This window comes from Brotonthovivens ammoniilytica, assembly GCF_025566885.1.
GTDB classification, from domain to species: Bacteria; Bacillota; Clostridia; order Lachnospirales; family Lachnospiraceae; genus Brotonthovivens; species Brotonthovivens ammoniilytica.
In genome coordinates, this window is the sequence record NZ_JAOQJQ010000006.1 from 27,090 (window position 1) to 49,271 (window position 22,182).

Annotated in this window: 18 protein-coding genes and 1 pseudogene; 2 read left to right on the forward strand and 17 right to left on the reverse strand. The window is 43.7% G+C overall.

Annotated elements, in window-relative coordinates:
• The 5 genes and pseudogenes from OCV88_RS13155 to ftsH all read right to left on the reverse strand — a co-directional run.
• A pseudogene (locus OCV88_RS13155) lies at positions 1-230 on the reverse strand (UDP-N-acetylmuramate dehydrogenase); the annotation flags it as partial.
• Positions 231-250: 20 nt separating this feature from the next.
• On the reverse strand, positions 251-1,639 hold the full coding sequence (locus tag OCV88_RS13160) for an aminopeptidase (RefSeq protein ID WP_158425908.1): 1,389 nt from the start codon (positions 1,637-1,639) through the stop codon (positions 251-253).
• A gap of 24 nt (positions 1,640-1,663) precedes the next feature.
• On the reverse strand, positions 1,664-2,599 hold the full coding sequence (gene hprK / locus OCV88_RS13165; RefSeq protein ID WP_158425909.1) for an HPr(Ser) kinase/phosphatase: 936 nt from the start codon (positions 2,597-2,599) through the stop codon (positions 1,664-1,666).
• Between the two features lie 114 nt (positions 2,600-2,713).
• Complete coding sequence (gene uvrC / locus OCV88_RS13170; RefSeq protein WP_158425910.1) at positions 2,714-4,603, reverse strand: excinuclease ABC subunit UvrC; 1,890 nt, start codon at positions 4,601-4,603, stop codon at positions 2,714-2,716.
• Position 4,604: 1 nt separating this feature from the next.
• Positions 4,605-6,659 carry an ATP-dependent zinc metalloprotease FtsH gene (gene ftsH / locus OCV88_RS13175; protein WP_262591307.1) on the reverse strand — a complete coding sequence of 685 codons (2,055 nt, stop codon included), beginning with the start codon at positions 6,657-6,659 and terminating at the stop codon, positions 4,605-4,607.
• 436 nt (positions 6,660-7,095) lie between these two features.
• Between ftsH and OCV88_RS13180 the strand changes: the two genes are divergently transcribed.
• Entirely contained in the window at positions 7,096-8,700 is a 1,605-nt protein-coding gene (locus OCV88_RS13180; protein WP_158425912.1) for a CTP synthase, read from the forward strand.
• Between the two features lie 106 nt (positions 8,701-8,806).
• Here OCV88_RS13180 and OCV88_RS13185 read toward each other — a convergent pair whose 3' ends face one another.
• From OCV88_RS13185 to OCV88_RS13220, 8 genes are all read right to left on the reverse strand, one after another.
• A complete protein-coding gene (locus OCV88_RS13185) occupies positions 8,807-10,153 on the reverse strand; it encodes an anthranilate synthase component I family protein (protein WP_158425913.1) in 1,347 nt (448 codons plus the stop codon).
• A gap of 66 nt (positions 10,154-10,219) precedes the next feature.
• Complete coding sequence (locus OCV88_RS13190; RefSeq protein ID WP_158425914.1) at positions 10,220-11,203, reverse strand: helix-turn-helix transcriptional regulator; 984 nt, start codon at positions 11,201-11,203, stop codon at positions 10,220-10,222.
• 16 nt (positions 11,204-11,219) lie between these two features.
• Entirely contained in the window at positions 11,220-12,146 is a 927-nt protein-coding gene (locus OCV88_RS13195; RefSeq protein WP_158425915.1) for an AEC family transporter, read from the reverse strand.
• Between the two features lie 18 nt (positions 12,147-12,164).
• Positions 12,165-13,034, reverse strand: coding sequence for a radical SAM protein (locus tag OCV88_RS13200; protein WP_158425916.1), 870 nt, complete (start codon positions 13,032-13,034; stop codon positions 12,165-12,167).
• Positions 13,035-13,137: 103 nt separating this feature from the next.
• Positions 13,138-13,368, reverse strand: a complete 231-nt coding sequence (locus OCV88_RS13205) for a hypothetical protein (RefSeq protein WP_158425917.1) — start codon at positions 13,366-13,368, stop codon at positions 13,138-13,140.
• Between the two features lie 21 nt (positions 13,369-13,389).
• Positions 13,390-13,974, reverse strand: a complete 585-nt coding sequence (locus OCV88_RS13210; RefSeq protein ID WP_158425918.1) for an HdeD family acid-resistance protein — start codon at positions 13,972-13,974, stop codon at positions 13,390-13,392.
• A 44-nt stretch (positions 13,975-14,018) separates the two neighbouring features.
• Positions 14,019-14,501, reverse strand: a complete 483-nt coding sequence (gene ybaK / locus OCV88_RS13215) for a Cys-tRNA(Pro) deacylase (RefSeq protein WP_262591310.1) — start codon at positions 14,499-14,501, stop codon at positions 14,019-14,021.
• A 155-nt stretch (positions 14,502-14,656) separates the two neighbouring features.
• A complete protein-coding gene (locus OCV88_RS13220) occupies positions 14,657-18,565 on the reverse strand; it encodes an efflux RND transporter permease subunit (protein ID WP_158425919.1) in 3,909 nt (1,302 codons plus the stop codon).
• Positions 18,566-18,757: 192 nt separating this feature from the next.
• Between OCV88_RS13220 and OCV88_RS13225 the strand changes: the two genes are divergently transcribed.
• Positions 18,758-19,327: a TetR/AcrR family transcriptional regulator gene (locus tag OCV88_RS13225; RefSeq protein WP_158425920.1), complete on the forward strand. Its 570-nt coding sequence runs from the start codon at positions 18,758-18,760 to the stop codon at positions 19,325-19,327.
• A 6-nt stretch (positions 19,328-19,333) separates the two neighbouring features.
• Here OCV88_RS13225 and OCV88_RS13230 read toward each other — a convergent pair whose 3' ends face one another.
• The 4 genes from OCV88_RS13230 to OCV88_RS13245 are packed head-to-tail and all read right to left on the reverse strand — an operon-like array spanning position 19,334 to position 22,148.
• Positions 19,334-20,185, reverse strand: coding sequence for an aldo/keto reductase (locus tag OCV88_RS13230; protein ID WP_158425921.1), 852 nt, complete (start codon positions 20,183-20,185; stop codon positions 19,334-19,336).
• 17 nt (positions 20,186-20,202) lie between these two features.
• Positions 20,203-21,090: a YitT family protein gene (locus tag OCV88_RS13235; protein ID WP_262591314.1), complete on the reverse strand. Its 888-nt coding sequence runs from the start codon at positions 21,088-21,090 to the stop codon at positions 20,203-20,205.
• Between the two features lie 13 nt (positions 21,091-21,103).
• Positions 21,104-21,439: a branched-chain amino acid transporter permease gene (locus OCV88_RS13240; RefSeq protein WP_158425922.1), complete on the reverse strand. Its 336-nt coding sequence runs from the start codon at positions 21,437-21,439 to the stop codon at positions 21,104-21,106.
• Complete coding sequence (locus tag OCV88_RS13245; RefSeq protein ID WP_158425923.1) at positions 21,429-22,148, reverse strand: AzlC family ABC transporter permease; 720 nt, start codon at positions 22,146-22,148, stop codon at positions 21,429-21,431. Before OCV88_RS13245 ends, OCV88_RS13240 begins: the two co-directional genes overlap by 11 nt.
• Positions 22,149-22,182: the final 34 nt, after the last annotated feature.

Sequence of the window (22,182 nt, forward strand, 5' to 3'; positions counted from 1 at the left end):
ACGCCTTTGTCCCCCGCCAGCAGATTGCTTCCGTTTCCGATTACCAGATATTTCTGTTCCCGGACCCGGCAGAGCTTCACCACCTCTTTGATCTGATGGATATCAGGTGTAAGAAATAATTCGGCGGGGCCGCCGGTGCGAAACGTGGTATGGCGCCACATAGGTTCTTCTTTTAAAACCTGCTCCCCCCCGATTAATTTACATAATTCATTATAAAAATCCTGATTCAACATATCCTCCTGTCTGATTGCTAGTTCTGTTTCAGAAAGGCCAAATAACAGCATTTCGCTTCATATAAATCTACCTTGCTGATAATCTCCCAGGGAGCATGCATATTAAGAACTGCTACTCCGCTGTCAATCACCTGCATATTATAATTACCTAAAATATACGCGATGGTTCCTCCCCCGCCCTGGTCAACTTTTCCCAGTTCAGAAGTCTGAAAGTACACATTGTTTTCATCCATCACCCGGCGGATTTGTGCCATATATTCTGCACTTGCATCATTAGAGCCTGATTTCCCTCTGGCTCCCGTATACTTATTAAATACAACGCCCCTGCCAAAATATGCTGCATTTTTCTTTTCCATGACACTGGGGTAGTTGGGGTCATATGCTGCGCTTACATCCGAAGAGAGAGCTGCAGAATTTTCAAGAGCTCTTCTTAAATCAAGCTCTGTATATGCGCCGCAGGCATTCATCACTTCCGCCGTTATATTTTCAAAAAATCTAGACTGCATTCCGGTAGCCCCCACACTGCCGATTTCTTCCTTATCTACCAGCAGGCAGACACTGGTTTTTTCCGGAATATCTACCTCCAGCATTGCCGCAAACGAAGGGTATGCACATACCCTGTCATCATGGCCGTATCCCATAATCATGCTGTTATCCAGTCCGTAATTTCTGGCCCCGCCAGCGGGAACAATTTCAATTTCCGCAGAGAGAAAATCCTCTTCTTCTATCTGATACTGCTCTTTTAGTATGGAGAGAATATTTGCTTTTACTTTTTCCTTTGTTTCTTTATCTGCTTCTTTTAAAGGCATACTTCCGATAAGGACATCCATATCTTCGCCTTCAATCACTTTTGCAGCCTTTTTCTCAAGCTGAGTTCCCGCCAGATGAATCAGCAGGTCGCTGACGCCAAATACCGGATCCTCAGGCTTTTCTCCAATATTAATATTTACCGACGTACCGTCTTTTCTTACAACAACTCCATGGATGGCAAGAGGCAGCGTCACCCACTGATACTTTTTCACGCCGCCGTAATAATGTGTATCAAGCAGCACAAGATCTGTATCTTCATACATAGGATTCTGTTTCAAATCCAAACGTGGGGAATCAATATGGGCCCCTAATATATACATGCCCTCCTTCACAGGCTGTCTGCCAATGATATACAGGGCCATAGATTTTCCTTTATTATCCGCATAAACCCGGTCTCCGGGTTTTAAAGTTCTGTTCTCTTTCAGCACTGTTTTGATATCAACAAACCCTGCTTCCTCTGCCTGCTTTACGATTTCAGTTACACATTCCCTCTCTGTCTTGCAGTCCGATATAAAGGTTCTGTATTTTTCCGCAAAAGCAAACACTTCTGCAAGTTCTTCCTTGGAATATTTCTTCCAGGCATTTTTTCTTTCCATAACAACAGGTTCCTTTCTGTTTCCTTAATCCATATTTTTTCCATTTGCAAGATTCTCCTGCACTCTGCGGTACAGCTCATGAGCCGCATTATATCCCATCTTCTTCTGTCTGTGATTAACAGCTGCCGCCTCGCAGATTACTGCCAGATTACGGCCCGGACGGATGGGAATGGAGTGACAGACAATTTTATTTCCAAGAATCTCCGTATATTCTTCTTCCAGTCCCAGACGATCATACTCTTTTTCTTTTTTCCAGTCTTCCAGTTTAATCACCAGATCAATGTTTTGCTTCTCTTTTACACATTCCACACCAAACAATGTCTTTACATCAATAATTCCGATTCCCCGGAGTTCTATAAAATATCTTGTAATATCAGGAGAAGTCCCGGTAAGGGTATTGTCATTGATTTTGCGGATCTCTACCACATCATCCGTAACTAAACGATGGCCCCGGCGGATTAACTCCAGCGCAGCTTCACTCTTTCCGATGCCGCTCTCTCCCATAATCAGGAGCCCTTCACCGTAAACATCCACCAGCACACCGTGAATGGAAATACAAGGAGCCAGATCCCGGTTTAATCTGTATATAATTTCCGAAGTAAAATTAGATGTGGCATTTGGGGTCCCCAGCACCGGAATGCCGTTTTCTGCGGCAATCTTTAAAAATTCCTCTTCCGGCTGGAAACTCTTACAGAAAACAACGCAGGGAACATCATAGCTTAAAAACTGATGATAAATTTCATGACGCCGTTTTGGCTCTAAGTGCTCCAGATACGTATATTCCACCGTGCCGATAATCTGAAGCCGTTCCTGTTCAAAGTGTTCAAAAAATCCTGTCATCTGAAGCGCCGGCCGGTTAATATCCGGCAGGGTAATAAAACGTGCGGACAAATCCACACACGGTGTATAATTTTTCAGTTCCATTCGTTCTGCTATTTTCTGTACGCTTACTCCCTGCATATGATTCCCTCCACATTCTTATAGTGTTCGTTTTCTTCCTTCTCTATCATACTATTTTTATCCAATTATATCATTTTTTCAGCTTTGCCGCAGTGCAATTCTGCGGGAAGTCTTTTACTTTGCAGACAATTCCCCCGGCATTTTTATAACGTGGAAAAAATCATATACCGCTCTGGCAGCCTTTTGATTCATTTCCGGTATTTCCAAAAGCTGCTGGATTTCAGCCTGACGTATGGCATCCAATGACTGAAAACTGCGCATCAGCGCCTTTCTTCTGGCCGGTCCAATGCCCGGAATATCATCCAGCACAGAATGCACCTGCTCCTTACTTCTCAAAGAACGATGATATTCAATGGCAAATCTGTGGGCTTCATCCTGGATTCTTGTAATCAGTTTAAATCCCTCACTGCTTTTATCTATGGGAATTTCTCTGTTTTCAAAGTACAGTCCACGAGTCCGGTGGAAATCATCTTTTACCATTCCACAGACCGGAATCGTAAGTTTTAGCTCATCTAACACTTTCAGTGCAATATTTACCTGGCCTTTTCCGCCGTCCATTAAAATTAAATCCGGGAATTTTGTAAAGCTCCCAAACTTTTCTTCCACATCCTTTTCCCTAAGCTGCTTTTGTTCAGACAGTCCATGGGTAAATCTGCGGGTGAGCACCTCATGCATAGATGCGTAATCGTCAGGCCCTGTTACCGTTTTTAGCTTAAACCGCCGGTAATCACTTCTGCATGGTTTCCCCTTTTCATAAACAACCATAGAACCCACGGATTCAAACCCATTGGTATTGGAAATATCAAAAGCTTCCATCCGCCGGACATCGGAAAGCCCCAGCAAAGATGCAATCTCCTTTGCCGCACCGATGGTTCTGCCTTCCTCCCGCCGGATCTTTTCCCGGTCCTGATTTAGTACCAGTCTGGCATTCTGGGCAGCCAGCTCCACAAGCTTTTCTCTGGAGCCTTTCCTTGGCACTCTGATGTAAACTTTCTGGCCTCTTCGCTGCGTGAGCCATTCCGCTATAATTTCTTCCTCCTCAATCAGACAGGGAAGGATAATTTCTTTCGGTATAAAAGGCGTTCCGGCGTAATACTGTTTCAGAAAAGTCCCAAGAATCTGCTCCTTTGTATCCTCATTGGCAATGGTTACATGAAAATGCTCCCGGCCAATGAGACGTCCATCTCTTACAAAAAACACCTGCACAACCGCATCCCTCTCATCCATAGCCAGGGCCAGCACATCTCTATCTTCACCGTCAGAACTTGTGATTTTCTGCTTCTGGGCTACCGCCTTTACACTGTTTAAAAGCTCCCGGTATTCAATTGCTTTTTCAAATTCCATATCTTCGGAAGCCTTCTGCATTTTTTCTTCCAGCATTTTAATTACCGGCTGATAATTGCCGTTTAAGAAACTGACTGCCTGCCGGATGCGCTCCTGATAATCTTCCGGAGTTATGTATCCCTGACAGGGAGCCATACACTGGTGGATATGATAATTCAGACAGGGGCGTTCTTTTTTGATATCCCTGGGCAGAGAACGGCTGCAGGTTCTTAAACAATACAGCTTGCACAGCAGTTCAATCGTATCCTTCACCGCGCCCGCACTTGTATATGGTCCAAAATATCTGGACTTATCTTTTTTCATCGTACGTGAAAAGAGGACCCTGGGGTAAGTTTCCCCCAGAGTCACCTTAATATACGGATATGTTTTATCGTCCTTTAACATAGTATTATATTTGGGACGATGTTCTTTTATCAGATTGCATTCCAGCACCAGGGCTTCCAGCTCGGAATCGGTGATAATATACTCAAAATAGCTCACTTGTGTTACCATCTTCTCGATCTTCGGCCCCTTATTTCTGCTGGACTGAAAATACTGACGGACACGGTTCTTTAAGCTTACCGCCTTTCCCACATATATGATGGCATCTTTGCTGTCATGCATAATATATACCCCGGGCCTGCCGGGAAGTTTTTTTAATTCTTCCTGAATATCAAACATGTTATTTCATGTCATCCTCTTCAAATGCTTCTGCAGGAGCAACTACAGGCAGCGGTTCTTCTTCTTTACCGTTATCTTCTGCCTTCTTCTCTGCTTCATCCGTCTCGGATGCTTTTGCATACTGACGTTCCGGAACGTTTTCTTTCGTCTCGCTGACGGAATCTTTTACCACATCTTCCGACGGTTCGCCTTTCATTCTGCGGAAAATATCCATAAACTCTTTTCCGGTAATTGTCTCGTGCTCGTACAGATAATTTGTAATCTCTTCCAGAATATCTCTATTGTCTTTGAGCATCTGTTTTGCCTGCTCATAGCTTCTCCTGAGAATCCCTTTTACTTCATCATCAATAAGAGCCGCAGTAGCCTCTCCACAGTTCTGAACAGGTCTGCCGTCCAGATAACGGCTTTCAATAGATTCCAGTCCCATAAGACCGAACTTCTCGGACATACCAAACTGTGTCACCATAGCTCTTGCGATCTTGGTTGCCTGTTCAATATCATTGGCAGCACCTGTTGTTACAGAATCGCAGGTAATCTCTTCTGCCGCGCGGCCCGCCATATAAGAAACAATCCGCGCCTCAAGCTCGGCTTTTGTGTTGAGGTATTTTTCCTCCTCCGGCGTCTGAAGAGTATATCCAAGGGAGCCCATAGTTCTTGGCACAATTGTAATCTTTTGTACCGGCTCTGAATCCTTCTGCAGCGCCATAACAAGCGCGTGCCCTACCTCGTGATAAGCAACCAGACGTTTTTCTTTTGGTCCCATCACCCGGTCCTTTTTCTCTTTACCGGCGATTACAACCTCAAAGGCTTCAAAAAGATCATTCTGATTAACAGCTCTTCTGCCATGCTTTACCGCATTGATTGCTGCTTCATTAATCATATTGGCCAGATCTGAGCCCACACACCCTGCAGTTGCAAGAGCGATGGCATCCAGATCAACGGTATCATCCATGAGAACATTTTTAGAATGTACTTTTAACGTCTCAAGTCTTCCTTTCAGATCCGGCTTATCAACAATAATCCGTCTGTCAAAACGTCCCGGACGCAGCAGCGCCTTATCCAGCACCTCCGGACGGTTGGTAGCCGCCAGAATCAAAAGACCTTTTGATGTATCAAATCCGTCCATCTCCGCAAGAAGCTGATTTAACGTCTGTTCCCGCTCATCGTTGCCGCCGCCGTAATGAGAGTCACGGCTCTTGCCGATAGCATCAATCTCATCAATAAAAATAATACACGGCGCCTGTTTCTGAGCTTCTTTAAATAAATCTCTTACACGGGAAGCTCCAAGACCTACAAACATTTCTACAAAGTCAGAACCGGCCAGAGAGAAAAACGGAACCTTTGCCTCCCCTGCCACTGCCTTTGCCAGCAGTGTTTTACCAGTACCCGGAGGTCCTACAAGCAGAGCTCCTTTGGGAAGCTTTGCACCGATTTCGGTATATTTCTTAGGATTATGAAGAAAATCTACCACTTCCTGAAGAGACTCTTTTGCCTCGTCCTGACCGGCAACATCTTTAAATGTAACACCGGTAGATTTCTCCACATATACTTTTGCATTGTTTTTGGTAACCCCCATCATGCCGCCGGCTCCGCCGCCTACTTTCCGCATAACAAAGGAAAATACAAGCCACAAAAGCAGAATTGGAATCAGGAAACTCAAAATACTAGAGATCCATGCATATGTGTTATTGGGAATCGTGCCGGAAACCTCCACATTCTTTTTCTCCAGGCGTTCTAGCAGCGTCTCGTCTTTTAAGACACCTGTGTGATAGGTAACTTTATAAAAGCCCTGCTGCTCACTTTCTTTCGGTTCAATCTTGATGACACTTGTACCGATCTCAACCTTTTTCACTTCTCCTTTATCTACTTTTTCCAGAAACTCTGTATATGAAATTTCCTGGTCTGTATAATTGCTTATCTTATTGCTGACAAAGCTGACAAGCATCAGGAAAATCAGGGTAACCAGAACAAAAATCAGAAGACTCTGTCCGTTTTTTCCATTCTTTTTATTATTATTGCCTCCCCTGTTTCCATTATCAGGCTGATTTGGATTCATACCATTATTCTCCATTACTTTTTACTTGCAGCAGGAAATCCTGCGCGTTCCTTTCTCTAATCTGCTGTAAAAGCCAGGCTGATGACTATATCAGCAATTACCATACATTATATGTTTATTCAAATCATAAATCAATACGGAGTTCGTGAACTTTTCTTGATTTTTCTAAAGTTTTTCTAAATTAGCAGTCCCCTGACAGACAATGTTTTGCCGCGTTGGGACCCATGATTTTTGTCTGCATTTTTGCATCTGTTTTTGCTTCCTTTTTCATTCTATGCAATATCTTTAGCTCTATCCAAGGATGATTCTGGTTAAATACTTTTTGGATTTTAAAGTTTTTTCAGAAACAGGTGGATTATTTTTCGACAAGGTTGTATAATATCTTAGTTATATTGATTTTCAGAAATTCTATTACATAAATCGAGGAGGAAAACGAATGGCTGTAAAATATGTGTTTGTCACCGGTGGTGTTGTTTCCGGACTTGGAAAGGGAATCACCGCAGCATCATTAGGCCGTCTGTTAAAAGCACGGGGATACAAAGTTACCATGCAGAAATTTGATCCGTATATTAATATTGATCCTGGTACCATGAATCCAATTCAGCACGGCGAAGTATTTGTTACAGATGACGGAGCAGAAACAGATCTTGACCTTGGTCACTATGAACGTTTCATTGACGAAAGCTTAAGCAAAAACTCAAACGTTACAACCGGAAAGGTTTACTGGACAGTACTCCAAAAAGAGCGCCGGGGAGATTACGGCGGAGGCACCGTTCAGGTCATCCCCCATATTACAAACGAAATCAAAAGCAGATTCTACCGTAATTTTACATCGGAAGATACACATATTGCGATCATTGAAGTAGGCGGCACAGTGGGTGATATTGAAAGCCAGCCGTTTTTGGAGGCAATCCGTCAGTTTCAGCATGAAATCGGACACGACAATGCCATTTTAATCCATGTAACACTGATCCCTTATATTTCCGCCTCCGGGGAATTAAAAACCAAGCCTACCCAGGCCAGCGTAAAAGAGCTGCAGGGAATGGGCATTCAGCCGGATGTCATTGTCTGCCGTACAGAGCATCCGCTGGATCAGGATTTAAAAGACAAAATTGCACTGTTTTGTAATGTCCCCAACAACCACGTCCTTCAAAATCTGGATGTGGAATACCTATATGAAGCACCGCTGGCAATGGAAGAAGAACAGCTGGCTCATGTAGCCTGCGAATCTTTGAAGCTGGAATGTCCGGAGCCTGATTTAACAGACTGGAAGGATATGGTTGACGCCCTCCGCCATCCGGATAAAGAAGTTGAAATTGCCCTTGTAGGAAAATATATTCAGCTTCATGACGCTTACATCTCTGTTGTAGAGGCATTAAAACACGGCGGAATTTCCCAGCATGCCACTGTAAATATTAAATGGGTGGATTCCGAACTGCTGAACGCTGAAAATGCCAAGGAAATCCTTGGAAATGTTCAGGGTATTCTTGTACCGGGAGGATTCGGAGACCGGGGAATTGACGGAAAACTCTGCGCCATTCATTATGCCCGTGTAAATAATATTCCATTTCTGGGACTTTGTCTTGGAATGCAGCTTTCCATTGTGGAATTTGCAAGAAATGTCTGCGGCATGAACGATGCACACAGTATCGAACTAGATCCCAATACAACGCATCCGGTTATTGCTCTGATGCCTGACCAGGATGGAGTAGAAGACATCGGGGGCACACTCCGGCTTGGCTCCTATCCATGTCTTCTCAGCAAAAATTCTAAGGCAGCAGAATTATACAAAGCGGAAACAATTCATGAGAGACACCGCCACCGGTATGAAGTCAACAATGATTATCGTACGGCCCTTACCGATGCCGGCATGATACTGTCAGGTCTTTCACCGGACGGAAGAATCGTCGAAATGATCGAGCTTTCAGATCACCCGTGGTTTTTGGCTACCCAGGCACACCCGGAGTTTAAGTCAAGACCAAACAGACCGCATCCTTTGTTTAGCGGATTTATTGAAGCTGCTATTAAAAACAAAAAATAATGTGCAAAGCGTATGTACTTTGGACCGTTTTCGGAAACTTTCCGTTCTGAAATCAGTTCAAAATACATACGCTCTTTTATTTCTCAGCTGCACCGTGGAGAATAAATCATTCATTCAGGGCTTCCATCACCACTCCTGCCTTCCGGAATGCTTCCTCATATTCAAACTCCGGTTCCGATTCTTCAGCAACTCCTGCACCGGTTCCAAGATAATAGGTTTGATCTTTAAAAACAGCTGTCTGGATCACAATATTAAAGTCACAGTCTCCATTCAGGGACAGATACCCCAAAGAACCGGTATAAAGATTCCTTTTACTGTGCTCTAGCTTATCAATAATTTCCATAGCTCTCTGCTTAGGAGCCCCGGTTACAGCCCCTCCCGGAAATGCCGCTTCCAAAAGGTCCATAGCCGTGAGATTCTCCCGCAGCAAGCCGGTAATTTGGGACACCAGATGAAATACCGCTGCATATTCTTCAACCTCAAACAATTCTGTTATTTCCACCGAACCTGGTATACACACCTGATTTAATTCATCGCATACAAGCTTAGCTATCATCAGCAGCTCACTTTTTTCTTTTTCAGAGCTGCGAAGTTCATTGCGAAGGGCCATATCCTCTTCTAGAGTCTTTCCCCGTTTTCGCGTCCCTTTCACAGGACTGGCCACAACCCTGCCATCTCTTATTCCCACAAACCGTTCCGGTGAAGATGATATAATCTGGAAATCCCCATAATTGAAATATCCGCCAAAAGGAGACGGGTTTATGCGCCTTAAGCTCTGAAACAAAAGATACGGCTCTTTCGTACTTTTTAGTCGTATCTGCTGCGCTAAGCTGCCCATATAAATATCACCCTCTGCAATATAGCGGCTCATCTCTGAAACAGCCTCCATATATTCTTCCTTCTGAAAATCCGCCTCAAACCAGGCTCCGGAATTATCTTCCACAGGATCACAGATGCCGCTTTCACTCTCAATCTGTTTCTTTAACTGCTCTAGACGAACTTTTCCATCTATTAATTTTCCATTGGCAATAAAATACAGCTTCTTTTCCAGACTATCCTCAACAATAAATACATCGTAAAAGCAAAGGATACTGTCCGGTATTTCAATCCTGCTTTTCTTGCGGGAGGCCAGTCCCATTCTTTTTTGTCCGTAATCATAGGAAAAATAACCCACAGCCCCTGCTATAAGCGGCAGATTTGTTGGATTATCTTCCTGATTTTCTTTCAGATATTCTTTGACATATTCTTCAAAAGGCCTTTCACAGATCTCTCCGTTCACGGTAAACTGTTCTTTTTTTACCAGTTTCAGATAAGGGTACAGGCCTATTACAGAAAATCTCCCCTGTTCACTGTGCATAGAAGACTCAAGAAACACAGCATCCCTTTCCTCCCGAAACACCTCAAAAATCTTATGTATCGGCGGATAATACTTAAATTCCTCCATAACTCTCATTTTATAACTCTCCCCATTGCTTATGAAATTTTATGATTTAAAGTATACAAGCTTTTTGCATTGTACTTAACTGTTTTTTATAATATCTTTCATCCAATTTACATAATCTTCTCTCACCTGAACCGGCTGTTCTATAACCACTCCCGGTCCCAGTGCAGCTAACCACCCAAAAAACTGAGGACTGACTGCAATCTGAGTTCTCAGAAAAAAAGTATCCTCATCATTTCTGCGGATAAAAACCTCTTTTCCAAAGCGGTCAATCATCACCCCTGCCAGTGCGTTTCTGCATTTTAACGTGACAGTCCTTTCCTCTCCCGCAAACATACCAAACACTTTTCTGGAATATCCGGACAGATCAAAGTCATCAAAGGACTCTTTTCCCGCTCTGATCTCCTCTGTCAGCCCGGTACCCAGCATTTTGTCAATTCTAAAATGCTTGATCATCCGGTCCCGGTCATCAAAGGCAATTAGATAATAATTCTCATCATCCCACAAAAGCCTCCAGGGGCTGACCTGATAATATTCTCCGTTTCTTTTAAGCTTCATCTCTTTGGCCACTGTCCACTCAAAATACTGGAAACGTATTTTTACATTTTCCGCAATGGCGCTGTGAATCTGATCTACATTATAATAAATATTTTCATTTACTGCTTTATTCCGGTTAGCTACATACAGCTGCCGGTTTAACTTTACAGCTTCATATCTGCTGGTAAGCTGCTCTAACTTTCCAATAAGTTCTGCAGATTTTCTAGAAGTAATAAATTTGGAAGCCTGAACGGCATCTGCCAAAAGCTTTAACTCCGGCAGCTCAAAACGGCGGCTGGCAAGAAAATATCCTCCGTCTCTGCCCTTCTGATACAAAATATCATAGCCCAGTTCCTTTAAGCTTTCCAGGTCCGCATAAATACTTTTCCGCTCCGCCTGAATATCTTTGGAAGAAAGATACTGAATCATTTCTTCCATCGTTACTCTGTGCTCTTCATCTGTATAATTTTCCAGATATCTCAGCAGATACAAAAGCTTTGCTTTCTGATTTCTTGATTTTGGCATCACTTCCTCCTGTCCGTTAAAGGGCCAAGCTCATCACAAATGGTATTGTCACAACACAAAACAGTGTTGTAACCAGTATGGCCCGGCTGGCGTCCTGTGTATTTGTTCCGTACTGTTCTGTGAGAATCGTCTGGGACGATGCCGCCGGCAGCGCGGACATCAGGATTAAAATTGACACAAGCTCAGAATCCGCCGAAATGGGCAGCCACTTCAAAACCGCAGCGCAGATACACGGAAGGGCCAGCAGCCTCACTGCCGCCAGCAAAAATATTTTCTTATTTGAAAATACCTGTCTGATCTGCATACGGGACAACGACAGCCCCACAACAATCATAGAAAGTCCTGCCGTTATATCAGACAGATAATTCAAAAGCTTCATGGGAATTTCCGGCAGATGAATCTGCGCCAGATAAAAAACAAACCCGATTACAACCGCAAGATTCAAGTTATTTACAACCATTCTCTTTAAATTTATCTTCTCTTTTACCGGATAATATTTTGTAAGAAATTTTAATCCCATGGAAAAAATCAGAAAATTTGATACCACATTGGCCACAGCCATTAAAAACAGCCCGTCATTTCCCCAGATAGAAAGTCCCAGAGGAAATCCCATAAAACCATTATTGGTGAACATACAGTTAAACAGCCAGATTCCCTGCTCCTGCTTTGGAATACGCAGCGCCCGGATCACCCCCAGTCCTATCAGAAAACTTACCAGATGCAGTACAAGGGTCATAAACATAATCTGCCATATTTTTCCCGCCAGACTTAAATTTTCCTGCTGAATCATGGAAACAAATACGGTAACAGGCATGGTTACTTTTAAAATAAAATTCGAAAGATCCGGCGTACACTCCTGCCGTATAATGCCCCGCCTGCCAATATAAAATCCAACAAATATCAGTATGAATAATATCACAACACTGCTTACAACAACGCTCATCTAAAAATCTCTCCTTAACTACAGGGCCCGGAAGCGTTCCGGCCGGAACCTGCCTTCCTCCTCAATTTCATCCAGATATCTGAGCATATAAGGAATATCTTTGTTTAATGTACCTTTTAGAACAATATAGTTAGAAGCATGATTAGAGCGAAATACCGTTCCTTCTGAATCCACATGTCTTAAAAATAACCGCATCTCCTCCAGAATATCCTCCGGTTTTAAAAGTGTAAGTGCACCACTTTTTATCTGTTCGGTGATGGGGGCTTCATCGTCCAGCATCAGCGTAAGAAATCCCGTATAATCAGGCTTTACCGCACTGATCAAAGCCGCACAATCCACTGCGTGTTCTTTTAAAAGCTCTTTGCCCCCAAGTCCTGAAATCAGTGTAACAGACACGCCGATTCCACATCTTTTTAATTTCTGCCCTGCTTCAATGATCTGATCTTTTGTAACACCTTTGCAAATATGCTCAAGAACTGTCTGATTTCCGGATTCCGCACCCATATAGACAAGTTTAAGTCCGTCTTTTCTCAGCTGTATTAACTCTGATTCTGTTTTCCTCAATACATCTAAGGGCGTCCCATAAGCGCTGATTCTCTCAGCCTCCGGAAAACATTTTTTCGCATATTTTAAAATATCAGACAGCACTGCAGTTTTTATAACCAGGGCATCCCCGTCCGCCAGAAAAATGCGCTTCACAGCGCCGCCGTATGCTGATGCGGCATCCTTAAAATCCTGAAATATTTCTTCCCGGGAACGGATCCTGAATACCTTATCCTTATACATCGTACAAAATGTACACCGGTTATGAGCACAGCCCACAGTCAGCTGTACAATCAGACTTCGTGCCTCGCTTGGAGGCCGGTAAACGATTCCCTCATATCTCATGATATCACTCCTTTTTCATCATTGAATATTCCAGGTTCCTTTGGGTTACACAGACAGACAGGGGCCTTATGACCCCTGCCTCTTTTTCCCGGAAAAACAACTGTTATTCATCAAATTCCACCGTTACATAATAGCCGGCAGGGGTTTCTTTTACATCAATCACTTTTCCCTCTGCAGATATCAGTCTTTCACGAAATGTGTAGTTTGCCGACATGGCATACGCCTTTCCCAGTGTATAATACCAGGAATTTGGAAGTTTACTCTCTGTTACCGGAAGGATATCTCCCACTTTCAAAAGCCCCGTCCGCTCCATTTTAAACTCCATCTGACGCATCCTGACACCTTCCTTTCGAATTTACATCTCTTTATAGTCTACATCTATTACATCGTCATCGTTATTCAGCTTTTTTTGTTTATCTCCCATCTGACGCATCATAAACAATCCGGAAATCCCATCATAAATCAGTCCAATTCCAACTAATACCATTCCGGCTTTCAAAAAGAAGTTCGCCCCGAATATCATAATCAGTCCAAAAACAAGGGCAATTAACGACAGCGCCACATAAAGCATCCCGCTTTTTGGGGAGGCGCCTTTTACCTGAGAATGAAGAAACAGATTTTTAATGCCGTGGTAAACAAGTACGACGCCGATTACAATAGGAATCAGACGAAGAAACGTACCCGGCGCCAATAAAATCCAGATTCCCAGAACGCACAGTAAAATTCCGGCTGTCAGCTGAAAACTTCGAATCATACTGTTTTCATTTTTCCCGCAGAGCACAAGACTGTAAATACCGAAAGCCAGTATAAGAGCGCCGGCTATCCGGCAGACAGTCACAAGCACCGGCCCCGGCCAGATGCAGATAATAACACCAAAAACAATACACAGCACAAAGGCAAGAGATGAACTTGCTTTTATCTTTTTTATAAACTCAGACATTTGCTACCTCCAGTGTTTTCCATTTTATGAGTATACCATGTTCCTTATTCAATGAAAATAATATTTCCAAATTCAGCCCCGATTACTCCCGCAAGATCTGCAGGGCTTAACATCAGGGAAAGCCCGATTCTTCCGCCGCTGACACAGATCCTGTCAAAGGCTTTTGCGCTCTCATGAATAACAGTTGGAAACTTCTTTTTCATACCGATGGGAGAACAGCCGCCCCGGACATAGCCTGTAACTTTTGTAATATCCTTTACAGGAATCATTTCCACAGACTTTTCCCCTACAGCTCTGGCTGCTTTTTTCATATCCACCTCCCGGTCCACCGGAATGACAAATACATAAAACTCCCTGCTCTTTCCCTGCATAACCAGCGTCTTAAAGGACTGCTCCGGCAAAATGCCGGCAATTTTTGCAGAGTGGACACCGTCAACGAAATTCTCGCATTCATAAGTAATCATTTCATAGGGAATCTTCTGCCGCTCTAAAATCCGCATTGCATTGGTTTTCGCTTCTTTTCCCAATTTTTTCCCTTCCTTTCTGCCTTTCTTTCATCCGGCCGCTTTCATGCTATTATTCAAGCAGTCAAAAAAATCTTTAGATAACTGCTCCTGGGAAATGCAACGAAAGCCGCACAGTATCATCTGACACTGTACAGCTTTCGTTATTTCCTCCTGCTTTACATTTCATCAATGGTCAGTTCATCTTCCTCCAGCAGTTTTTCATCTCCGATATCTACTTTTTTAAGCTCTTTTCTAAACAGCAGATCATACAATACCGGAACGATAAACAGTGTCATAAGCGTTGCATAGAGCAGTCCTCCGATTACGGTAATGGCCATTCCTTTACTCATAACAGAAGCCGCATCTTTGCTCACTGCCATAATAGACATGGCAAGAATTGTTGTCAGGGCAGTCATAAGTATCGGACGCATTCTGCTGATACCGGTTCTCACCAGCGCTTCCTGCCTGCTCATCCCTGCAAGACGCAGCTGATTGGTATAATCAACAAACACAATACCGTTATTTACAACCACGCCGGCCAGCATCAGAAATCCCATCATAGCCACCAGGGAAATCTCCTGTCTTGTAATATAGAGGGCCAGCAGACCTCCGGTAAATGCCAGTGGAATGGTAAATAATACAATAAACGGCGATAACAGACTCTGGAACTGAGCCACCATAATCAGGTAGATCAATGCCACCGCCATAAACAGCATCAGGATAATATCACCCATGGCGTCCTGAATGGAAGAGGATTCCCCGCCGATTTCAACATCATAACCATCCGGAGCCTGGTATTGATCCAGTTTTTCCTGCAGCTGTCTTGAAAGCAGCGTGGTGTTGTATCCATCCAGAGTCTCAGCTGTAATAGTCAGATAAGTTCTCTGATTCTCCCTGGTCACAGATGCAAGCCCCTGTCCCTTTGAAGATGTGGCAAATTCTTTTAGCTTATGAGTCTCTGTTTCTTTATTTCCCTGAGCATCTGTTTTTTCCACTTCAAATTCATAGTCCATGAGTTTATCAACAGTCAGCTTATCTGTTTCATCTACGATTTTTACATTGTACTGTTCCTGGTCTACAGTCAGTGAAGTGGCATCTTTCTCTGTTGTAAGAGCCTCTGTAAGCTCTGAATAGATCTGGGCTACAGTCAGGCCCTGACGCATGGCCTTATCTTTATCTATGGAAATGACCAGTGTCTGGTCTCCTTCCTCCTGGCCATTGCTGATTTTGTCAAAGCCTTTGATATCTTTCAGCATAGCCATAACATCATCGCCGATTTTTAAAAGCTCATCGGTATCTTCTCCATAAATGTTTACCGCCATACCGTCTCCCAGCATTGCTGACATATCCATATTTGAAGTAGATACACTATAATCCTCAAGGTCCAGACCTGCCATAACAGTCTCCAGCCGGTGAGCTATCTGACTGTTATCTTTGGCAGCTTCTTCATCCAGCAGAATATATACGGTAAGGTTGTGGGTTCCCCCGCTTCCCATGAGGCTGGCAGCCGAGGCACCTGATACATCACTAGAACCTGACATCATACCAACCGTTTCTACTCCGTCAATCTCCTGCATCTGTTTCATCGCGTCATCCGCCAGCTTAAAGGTCTCTTCGTCTGATAATTCCGGTTTTGCCTCCATAGTAACAGACATCTGATTTCCGCCCATATCCGGAAGCAGAATCAGCCCCGTATTTTTAATCTGGTATACGCATCCTGCCAGCAGGGCTGCCGCAATCAGCAGAGGCACCGCTTTACGCCGCAGGCAGAACCGCAGTACTTTTTCATAGAATACCATCACCCGGTCAAACAGTTTATGCTGTTTCTCCTGGGTATTCCGAAGGAGTGTAGAACTCATCGCAGGAACAAGGGTCAGCGCCACCAAAAGGCTGGCAACCAGGCTGTAAGCAATTGTCAGCGCCAGATCTACAAACAGCTGGCGTACAAGCCCTCCGGTAAATATAATGGGCAGAAATACACAGATTGTTGTCAGAGTAGACGAAGTAATGGCTCCCGCCACCTGTTTTGCGCCCATGACCGCAGCACGGGCAGAAGGTATCCCTTTGCCCCGCAGGCGGTATATATTTTCAATTACTACAATGGAGTTATCCACAAGCATACCAACCCCCAGGGCCAGGCCTGACAGGGATATAATATTTAGTGTTACACCGCTGAAGTACATTAATACTACTGCAACCAGTACACTGATTGGTATGCTGAATGCAACAACAATGGTTGGTTTTACACTTTTTAAAAATACTGCCAGAACGATAATCGCCAGTATTGCACCGTAAATCAGGTTGGAAAGTACACTTTGTACAATCATGTCTATGTAATCGCCCTGATCCATCAGGTTGGTAATGTGAAGCCCGTCATACTCTTTCTCAAGCTCCTCAAATGCATCATTACACCGGTCGGATACATCTGAGGTTCCCGCTGTACTTGCCTTGTAAACAGAAAGCAGCACCGCCTGATTGCCGTTTACTTTTGCATAGGCACTCCCGGAATTGTCAATCCAGGTCACGGCCGCCACATCACTAAGACGCACATCGCCTATTCCGTCAATATTACATAAAACCGTATCTTTCATCTCATCGGCGCTGTTATACTCATCACCGACTTTTAATAAGTACTGGGTATCCCCTTCATATATATACCCTGCCGGCATAGCAAAATTCTGAGCATATATCAGCTGTGACAGCGTATCAAGACTGCACACCTGATCTAGATTTGCGCTTTTTAATGCCTGGTCTCTGGCTTTTTCGTATGCATCAATTCCATCCTGCAGTTCTTTTTCAGAATCCGAAAGAGCGGTTTCCCCTGAGGCAAGCTGCGCATCGGCGGAGCCAAACCCGGCTGCTGCGGATATTTTGCCCTTCTCCAGCTGGTTATAACTGTCAGAAGCCTGCTGCACCTGTTCATTTACTCCGTCCAGCACCGCCTGGGCAGTTTTGATCTCAATCTCAAGATTTGCCAGAGCCGTATCTATCTGGCCCATTCTTGTATTTACAATAGTATCTATCTGTTTTAAGTTATCTTCCGTCAGTTCCTTTACTGCATCTTCCTGCCCCATCTGTTTCATCAAAGCCTGAAGCGTCTCAAGCTTTTCCGGATGCTCCAGTGCATCTTTTACATCTGAGGGAAGTGTATCAGCCGGAATGCCATACAGGCCGGCTGCCTGCTGCATACCCGCAAAGGTCTCATTTATCTTCTGATAGTTTTCTTTTACACCGGCCTTTTCATATGCGTCTTTTTCTGTCTCAAGCGCTTTCTGGCTGGCTTTCAGGCTGTTTAGCTGAGCCTCATAAGATGCCTGGGCTGCAAGAGCCTGATCTACCGCCTTACTGGCAGATGCCAGCTGATCTGAGGTATCATCCTGCTGTTTTTTCAGCTGATCTTTGGAATCACTCATTTTACTCTTTGCAGCATCCAGCTGTGACTGTGCTTCATCCAGCTGTTCCTTTGTCTCAGCCAGCTTTTTATTCACCTGTGCGGCCAGCTTATCATTCAGTGCATCTATTTTCTTTTCATCCAGACGGATTTCCACCGTTTTGCTGACAGCCCCTGTTTCATCTACACTGGCCACGCCATTCTGGCGCTCCAGTCTGGGAACAACCGTCTCATCCACAAAATCCGTCAGATCATAGATATCTTTCTTATCATAATCCACGCTTACATACATGGTGGCCATCATGTCTGCAGAAACTTCCATGGTCATAGGGGTTCCTGCCCCCTCCGGAAGGGTTACCAGATCCAGCGCTGATGAAAGCTTTACCATTGCGCTGTCCATATTGGTATCTTCTTCAAACTCAAGCATCACCATGCTGTAATTTTCACTGGATGTACTTGTGACATTCTGTACTCCGTTTAAGGTTCCAAGTCCCGACTCCAGCGGTCTTGTAACTGTACTCTCAATCTTATCAGGGGATGCTCCCGGATAGGTAGTCATAACTACCACATAGGGGATATTAAACTCAGGAAGAAGATCCGTCGTCATTTTTGTAAAACTGACCGCCCCCAGCATAAGAAAAACAACCACCGCCACGAATATCGTAAAGGGGCGTTTGACGCTGAACTTACTCATATATTAAACTCCTTTCATCTGCAGGTATCCGACACACCATATAACTTCTTTCTATAGTTCATACAGCCTTTATAATAATAATTTTCGACAGAATTTGCAATCAACAATGTTTCACAGTTTGTCGTATAAATCTTGTATTATTTCACTGAATCATGCTAAAATATAACATCATTTACAGAAAGAGGCTGTTTTATGACCCGAAAAACAACTGTCAGCGAGACTACCAAAGCTACTCTGAAAGATGCCTTCTGGGAATTGTATCAGAAAAAAAGCATTGAACAGATTTCTGTCAGGGAAATTACAGACAGGGCCGGCTACAACCGCGGGACCTTCTATTTATATTTTAAAGACGTGTACGATATTCTTGATCAGATAGAGCAGTCACTGATCGCACAGATCTATGAGACCCCTCTTATGAAATATTCAGGTACTCCCTGCGATTTAGACACCCTTATCTCCGGGATTATTCAGATTTATCAGGAATATTTTTCTAAATTAAAGGTGCTCTTAGGCCCCCACGGCGATCCCGGATTTACAATCAAACTGCAGGATATTATAAAAAAAGAGCTTTCCCGCACGCTGAGTATTCCGGAAGGATTCTCACAAGAAGCTGTAGATTATTATATTGAATTTGTTACCGCCGGTATTCTGGCAGTAGTGATGAAATGGATCAGCGGGGAACATTCTTTTTCCCTGGAGGATTTTATCCGCAGTATGGTGCATATGCTTGCCCCGCTGTCCCTTTTAGAATTCGTGGAATAGCCCCCGCTATTCCACACCGTCATAAATCCTTTCCCGGTCCGGATGTTCACCGGACCATCCCACCTGAGGCAGTTCCGCTAACTGATAAAGATCTTCTTTTTTCAAGCTAAAATCAAATACATTTAGATTCTCTTCCATCCGCTCTTTTGAAGATGCCTTAGGAAGAGGAAGAATGCCCCACTCCAGACAAAACCGGATACAGATCTGAGCCGGTGATTTTCCGTATTTTTCTGCCAGATGTTTTACCAGCTCCTCTTTCAGCATCCGTGACCGGCCAAGAGGACTCCATGCCTCCACTAAAATCCCCTGTTCACCGCAGTAATCAACTGTAAATTTCTGCAGATATCCGGGATGGAACTCAATCTGATTTACCATAGGTTTTATCCGGGCATTCTGCAAAAGCGCCTCCAGATGGTGAGGAAGGAAGTTGCTTACGCCAATGGCTCTGGCTTTTCCATTCTGATACAGCTCTTCTAACGCCCGCCAGGTATTCAGATCCTTTTCTTTCCAGTCCTTATCATTTACACAGCTTTTCGGCCAGTGGATCAGTAAAAGATCTACATAATCTGTCTGCAGATCTCTGAGTGTCTCAGAAAAATCCTGCATAGCCGGAGCATAACCAAGATGTTCATTATGAATTTTGGAAGTCAAAAACAGTTCCTTTCTTGGAATCCCGGATTTTTTCAGGGAATCTCCGATTTCCTGTTGGTTTCCATATATCCAGGCTGTATCAATATGCCTGTATCCGGCTTTTAGCGCCTTTAAAATGGTATCCTTTTTTTCCTCTGTTACTGATTTATAAGAGCCAAACCCAATTTTCGGGATTTTTACCCCATTATCCAATACAAATGCGTCCATCCTTTTCTCCTTTTCTATTATTTTCCCTGCGGATTCCGGATACAGCTTTCATCTTCCAGGGCATTTTTCTTAATATGATTTCCTATAATTTCTGAAACATCGCTGACCGCCACAAACGCAGAGGCATCAATGTTATTAATGACCCGCTTTAGCTCATAAATCTCAAATTTCGTCAGCACACAGTACAACACAACCTTCTTCCCGCTGATAAGCCCTTCGCCTTCCAGCATTGTTACAGTACGCCCCATCTGCTGATAAATCTTTTCGGCAACTTCCAGACCTTCATCTGTAATAATCATAGCTGCCTTTGCCTCTTCCAGTCCCACCTCTACTATATCCAGCACTTTTGATGTAATAAAGTATGTAAGAAGACTATACATTGCCCGGTCAAATCCAAACAGAAATCCCGCCAGTACATAGATGGCTATATTAAAAATCAGAACGGTTCTTCCCACCGGCCATTTAAACTTCCGGTTCAGCATAATGGCAACAGTTTCTGTTCCATCCAGACAACCGCCAAACCGGATAACAAGGCCGACACCGGCCCCCAAAATGACACCGCCAAAGGATACCGCCAAAAGCAGTTCATCTGTAGCATTAATCCAAGAGCCGAATACTTCCAGGAATACAGAGAATATCACCATGGCATACGCCGATTTTACAATAAATGTGACACCCATTTTTTTAGCACCCACAATTAAAAACGGCACATTAAATATAATTGTTAAAACACTTAACGGCAGACTTGTGAGATTATTAATCATAATACTTACACCGATCATGCCGCCGTCTAAAATCGTGCTGGGCACAAGAAATTCTTCAATGGCAAAGGCCGCCAGAATGGCGCCGGCAGTCAGCATAAAAAAGTCAATCACAATACTAAGTTTACAGTTCTTTAAATTCAAAGGCTACCTCCTTTCAGGCAAATACGGTCTGTACAAGCACCATGTAGAGCACTGTGCCAACACCAATGCTTAACAGATTGTTTCGTTTCCAGATATGTAAGATCACAACAACTGCACCGCATACAAGCTCCGGGATTCCATGAGGAGCTTTCACAACATGCATGGATTTATAGCAGAAAATAACCAGCATTCCAATAACTGCCGGCGGCAGCACTTTTCCAAGATACTGCACAACCTTTGGTATGGCTTTCCCTTCGGGGAACAGTAAAAACGGAATCACTCTGGTAGCAAATGTCACTGCGGCAGTTACAATAATAATAACAAAAGACTGCATGGGACTAAGGGGCATTTGTATCCACCTCCTTTTCCTCAACTACTTTCCGGAAGGATAAAAGAATCAGTAAAATGCAGATCATACTTGGCAGAATAAAATTAGACGCCCCGAAAATAAGTCTGCATACAAGCGCGCTTCCTAAGCCCACCAGAGCCGGAATATGATTTTTACCGGCCAGCCACTGCTCTGTCATAATTACAAGAAACAGTGCAGTCATGGCAAAATCTACTCCGGTGGAATCAAATGGCAGCAGATGTCCTGCCAGGGCCCCGATTACGGACCCTAAAATCCAGTAGCACTGATCCAGCAGGGCCACTGCCAGAAGAAACTTCCTCTCATCCACATCCTTTGGTACTTTCGTAATAAAGAACAACGAATAGGTTTCATCTGTCAGGGAAAAAATCATATACAGCTTCTTCTTTCCCATATTTTTAAACCTGTCCAGCATGGAAATACCATAAAAAATATGACGGACATTCACCATAAATGTCATAAATATCACCTGGAATAATGTCACTCCCGGAGCAAAAAAATTAACCGCCAGATACTGGCCGGAACCGGCATATACCAGAATACTCATCAATGCGGCCCACAAAAAATTATATCCCTTTTCCTGAAACATAATGCCAAAGGCAATACCGATAAACAGATATCCGGTAAGCACAGGAATGGTATATGGAAATGCTGCGCGAAAGGCAGCAGAATATCCACTTTTCTTTTTCATAATCAAACCTCTTTATCTTTGCTGCAGCTGCAGC

Excerpts from the sequence above, each read along its gene's own strand:
- OCV88_RS13225 (WP_158425920.1), top strand. The coding sequence starts at position 18,758 with ATGACCCGAAAAACAACTGTCAGCGAGACTACCAAAGCTACTCTGAAA.
- OCV88_RS13240 (WP_158425922.1), bottom strand. The coding sequence starts at position 21,439 with ATGCCCCTTAGTCCCATGCAGTCTTTTGTTATTATTATTGTAACTGCC.
- OCV88_RS13190 (WP_158425914.1), bottom strand. The coding sequence starts at position 11,203 with ATGCCAAAATCAAGAAATCAGAAAGCAAAGCTTTTGTATCTGCTGAGA.
- OCV88_RS13220 (WP_158425919.1), bottom strand. The coding sequence starts at position 18,565 with ATGAGTAAGTTCAGCGTCAAACGCCCCTTTACGATATTCGTGGCGGTG.
- OCV88_RS13160 (WP_158425908.1), bottom strand. The coding sequence starts at position 1,639 with ATGGAAAGAAAAAATGCCTGGAAGAAATATTCCAAGGAAGAACTTGCA.
- OCV88_RS13230 (WP_158425921.1), bottom strand. The coding sequence starts at position 20,185 with ATGGACGCATTTGTATTGGATAATGGGGTAAAAATCCCGAAAATTGGG.
- OCV88_RS13205 (WP_158425917.1), bottom strand. The coding sequence starts at position 13,368 with ATGCGTCAGATGGAGTTTAAAATGGAGCGGACGGGGCTTTTGAAAGTG.
- OCV88_RS13180 (WP_158425912.1), top strand. The coding sequence starts at position 7,096 with ATGGCTGTAAAATATGTGTTTGTCACCGGTGGTGTTGTTTCCGGACTT.
- ftsH (WP_262591307.1), bottom strand. The coding sequence starts at position 6,659 with ATGAATCCAAATCAGCCTGATAATGGAAACAGGGGAGGCAATAATAAT.
- hprK (WP_158425909.1), bottom strand. The coding sequence starts at position 2,599 with ATGCAGGGAGTAAGCGTACAGAAAATAGCAGAACGAATGGAACTGAAA.
- uvrC (WP_158425910.1), bottom strand. The coding sequence starts at position 4,603 with ATGTTTGATATTCAGGAAGAATTAAAAAAACTTCCCGGCAGGCCCGGG.
- OCV88_RS13245 (WP_158425923.1), bottom strand. The coding sequence starts at position 22,148 with ATGAAAAAGAAAAGTGGATATTCTGCTGCCTTTCGCGCAGCATTTCCA.
- OCV88_RS13210 (WP_158425918.1), bottom strand. The coding sequence starts at position 13,974 with ATGTCTGAGTTTATAAAAAAGATAAAAGCAAGTTCATCTCTTGCCTTT.
- OCV88_RS13185 (WP_158425913.1), bottom strand. The coding sequence starts at position 10,153 with ATGAGAGTTATGGAGGAATTTAAGTATTATCCGCCGATACATAAGATT.
- OCV88_RS13200 (WP_158425916.1), bottom strand. The coding sequence starts at position 13,034 with ATGAGATATGAGGGAATCGTTTACCGGCCTCCAAGCGAGGCACGAAGT.
- OCV88_RS13195 (WP_158425915.1), bottom strand. The coding sequence starts at position 12,146 with ATGAGCGTTGTTGTAAGCAGTGTTGTGATATTATTCATACTGATATTT.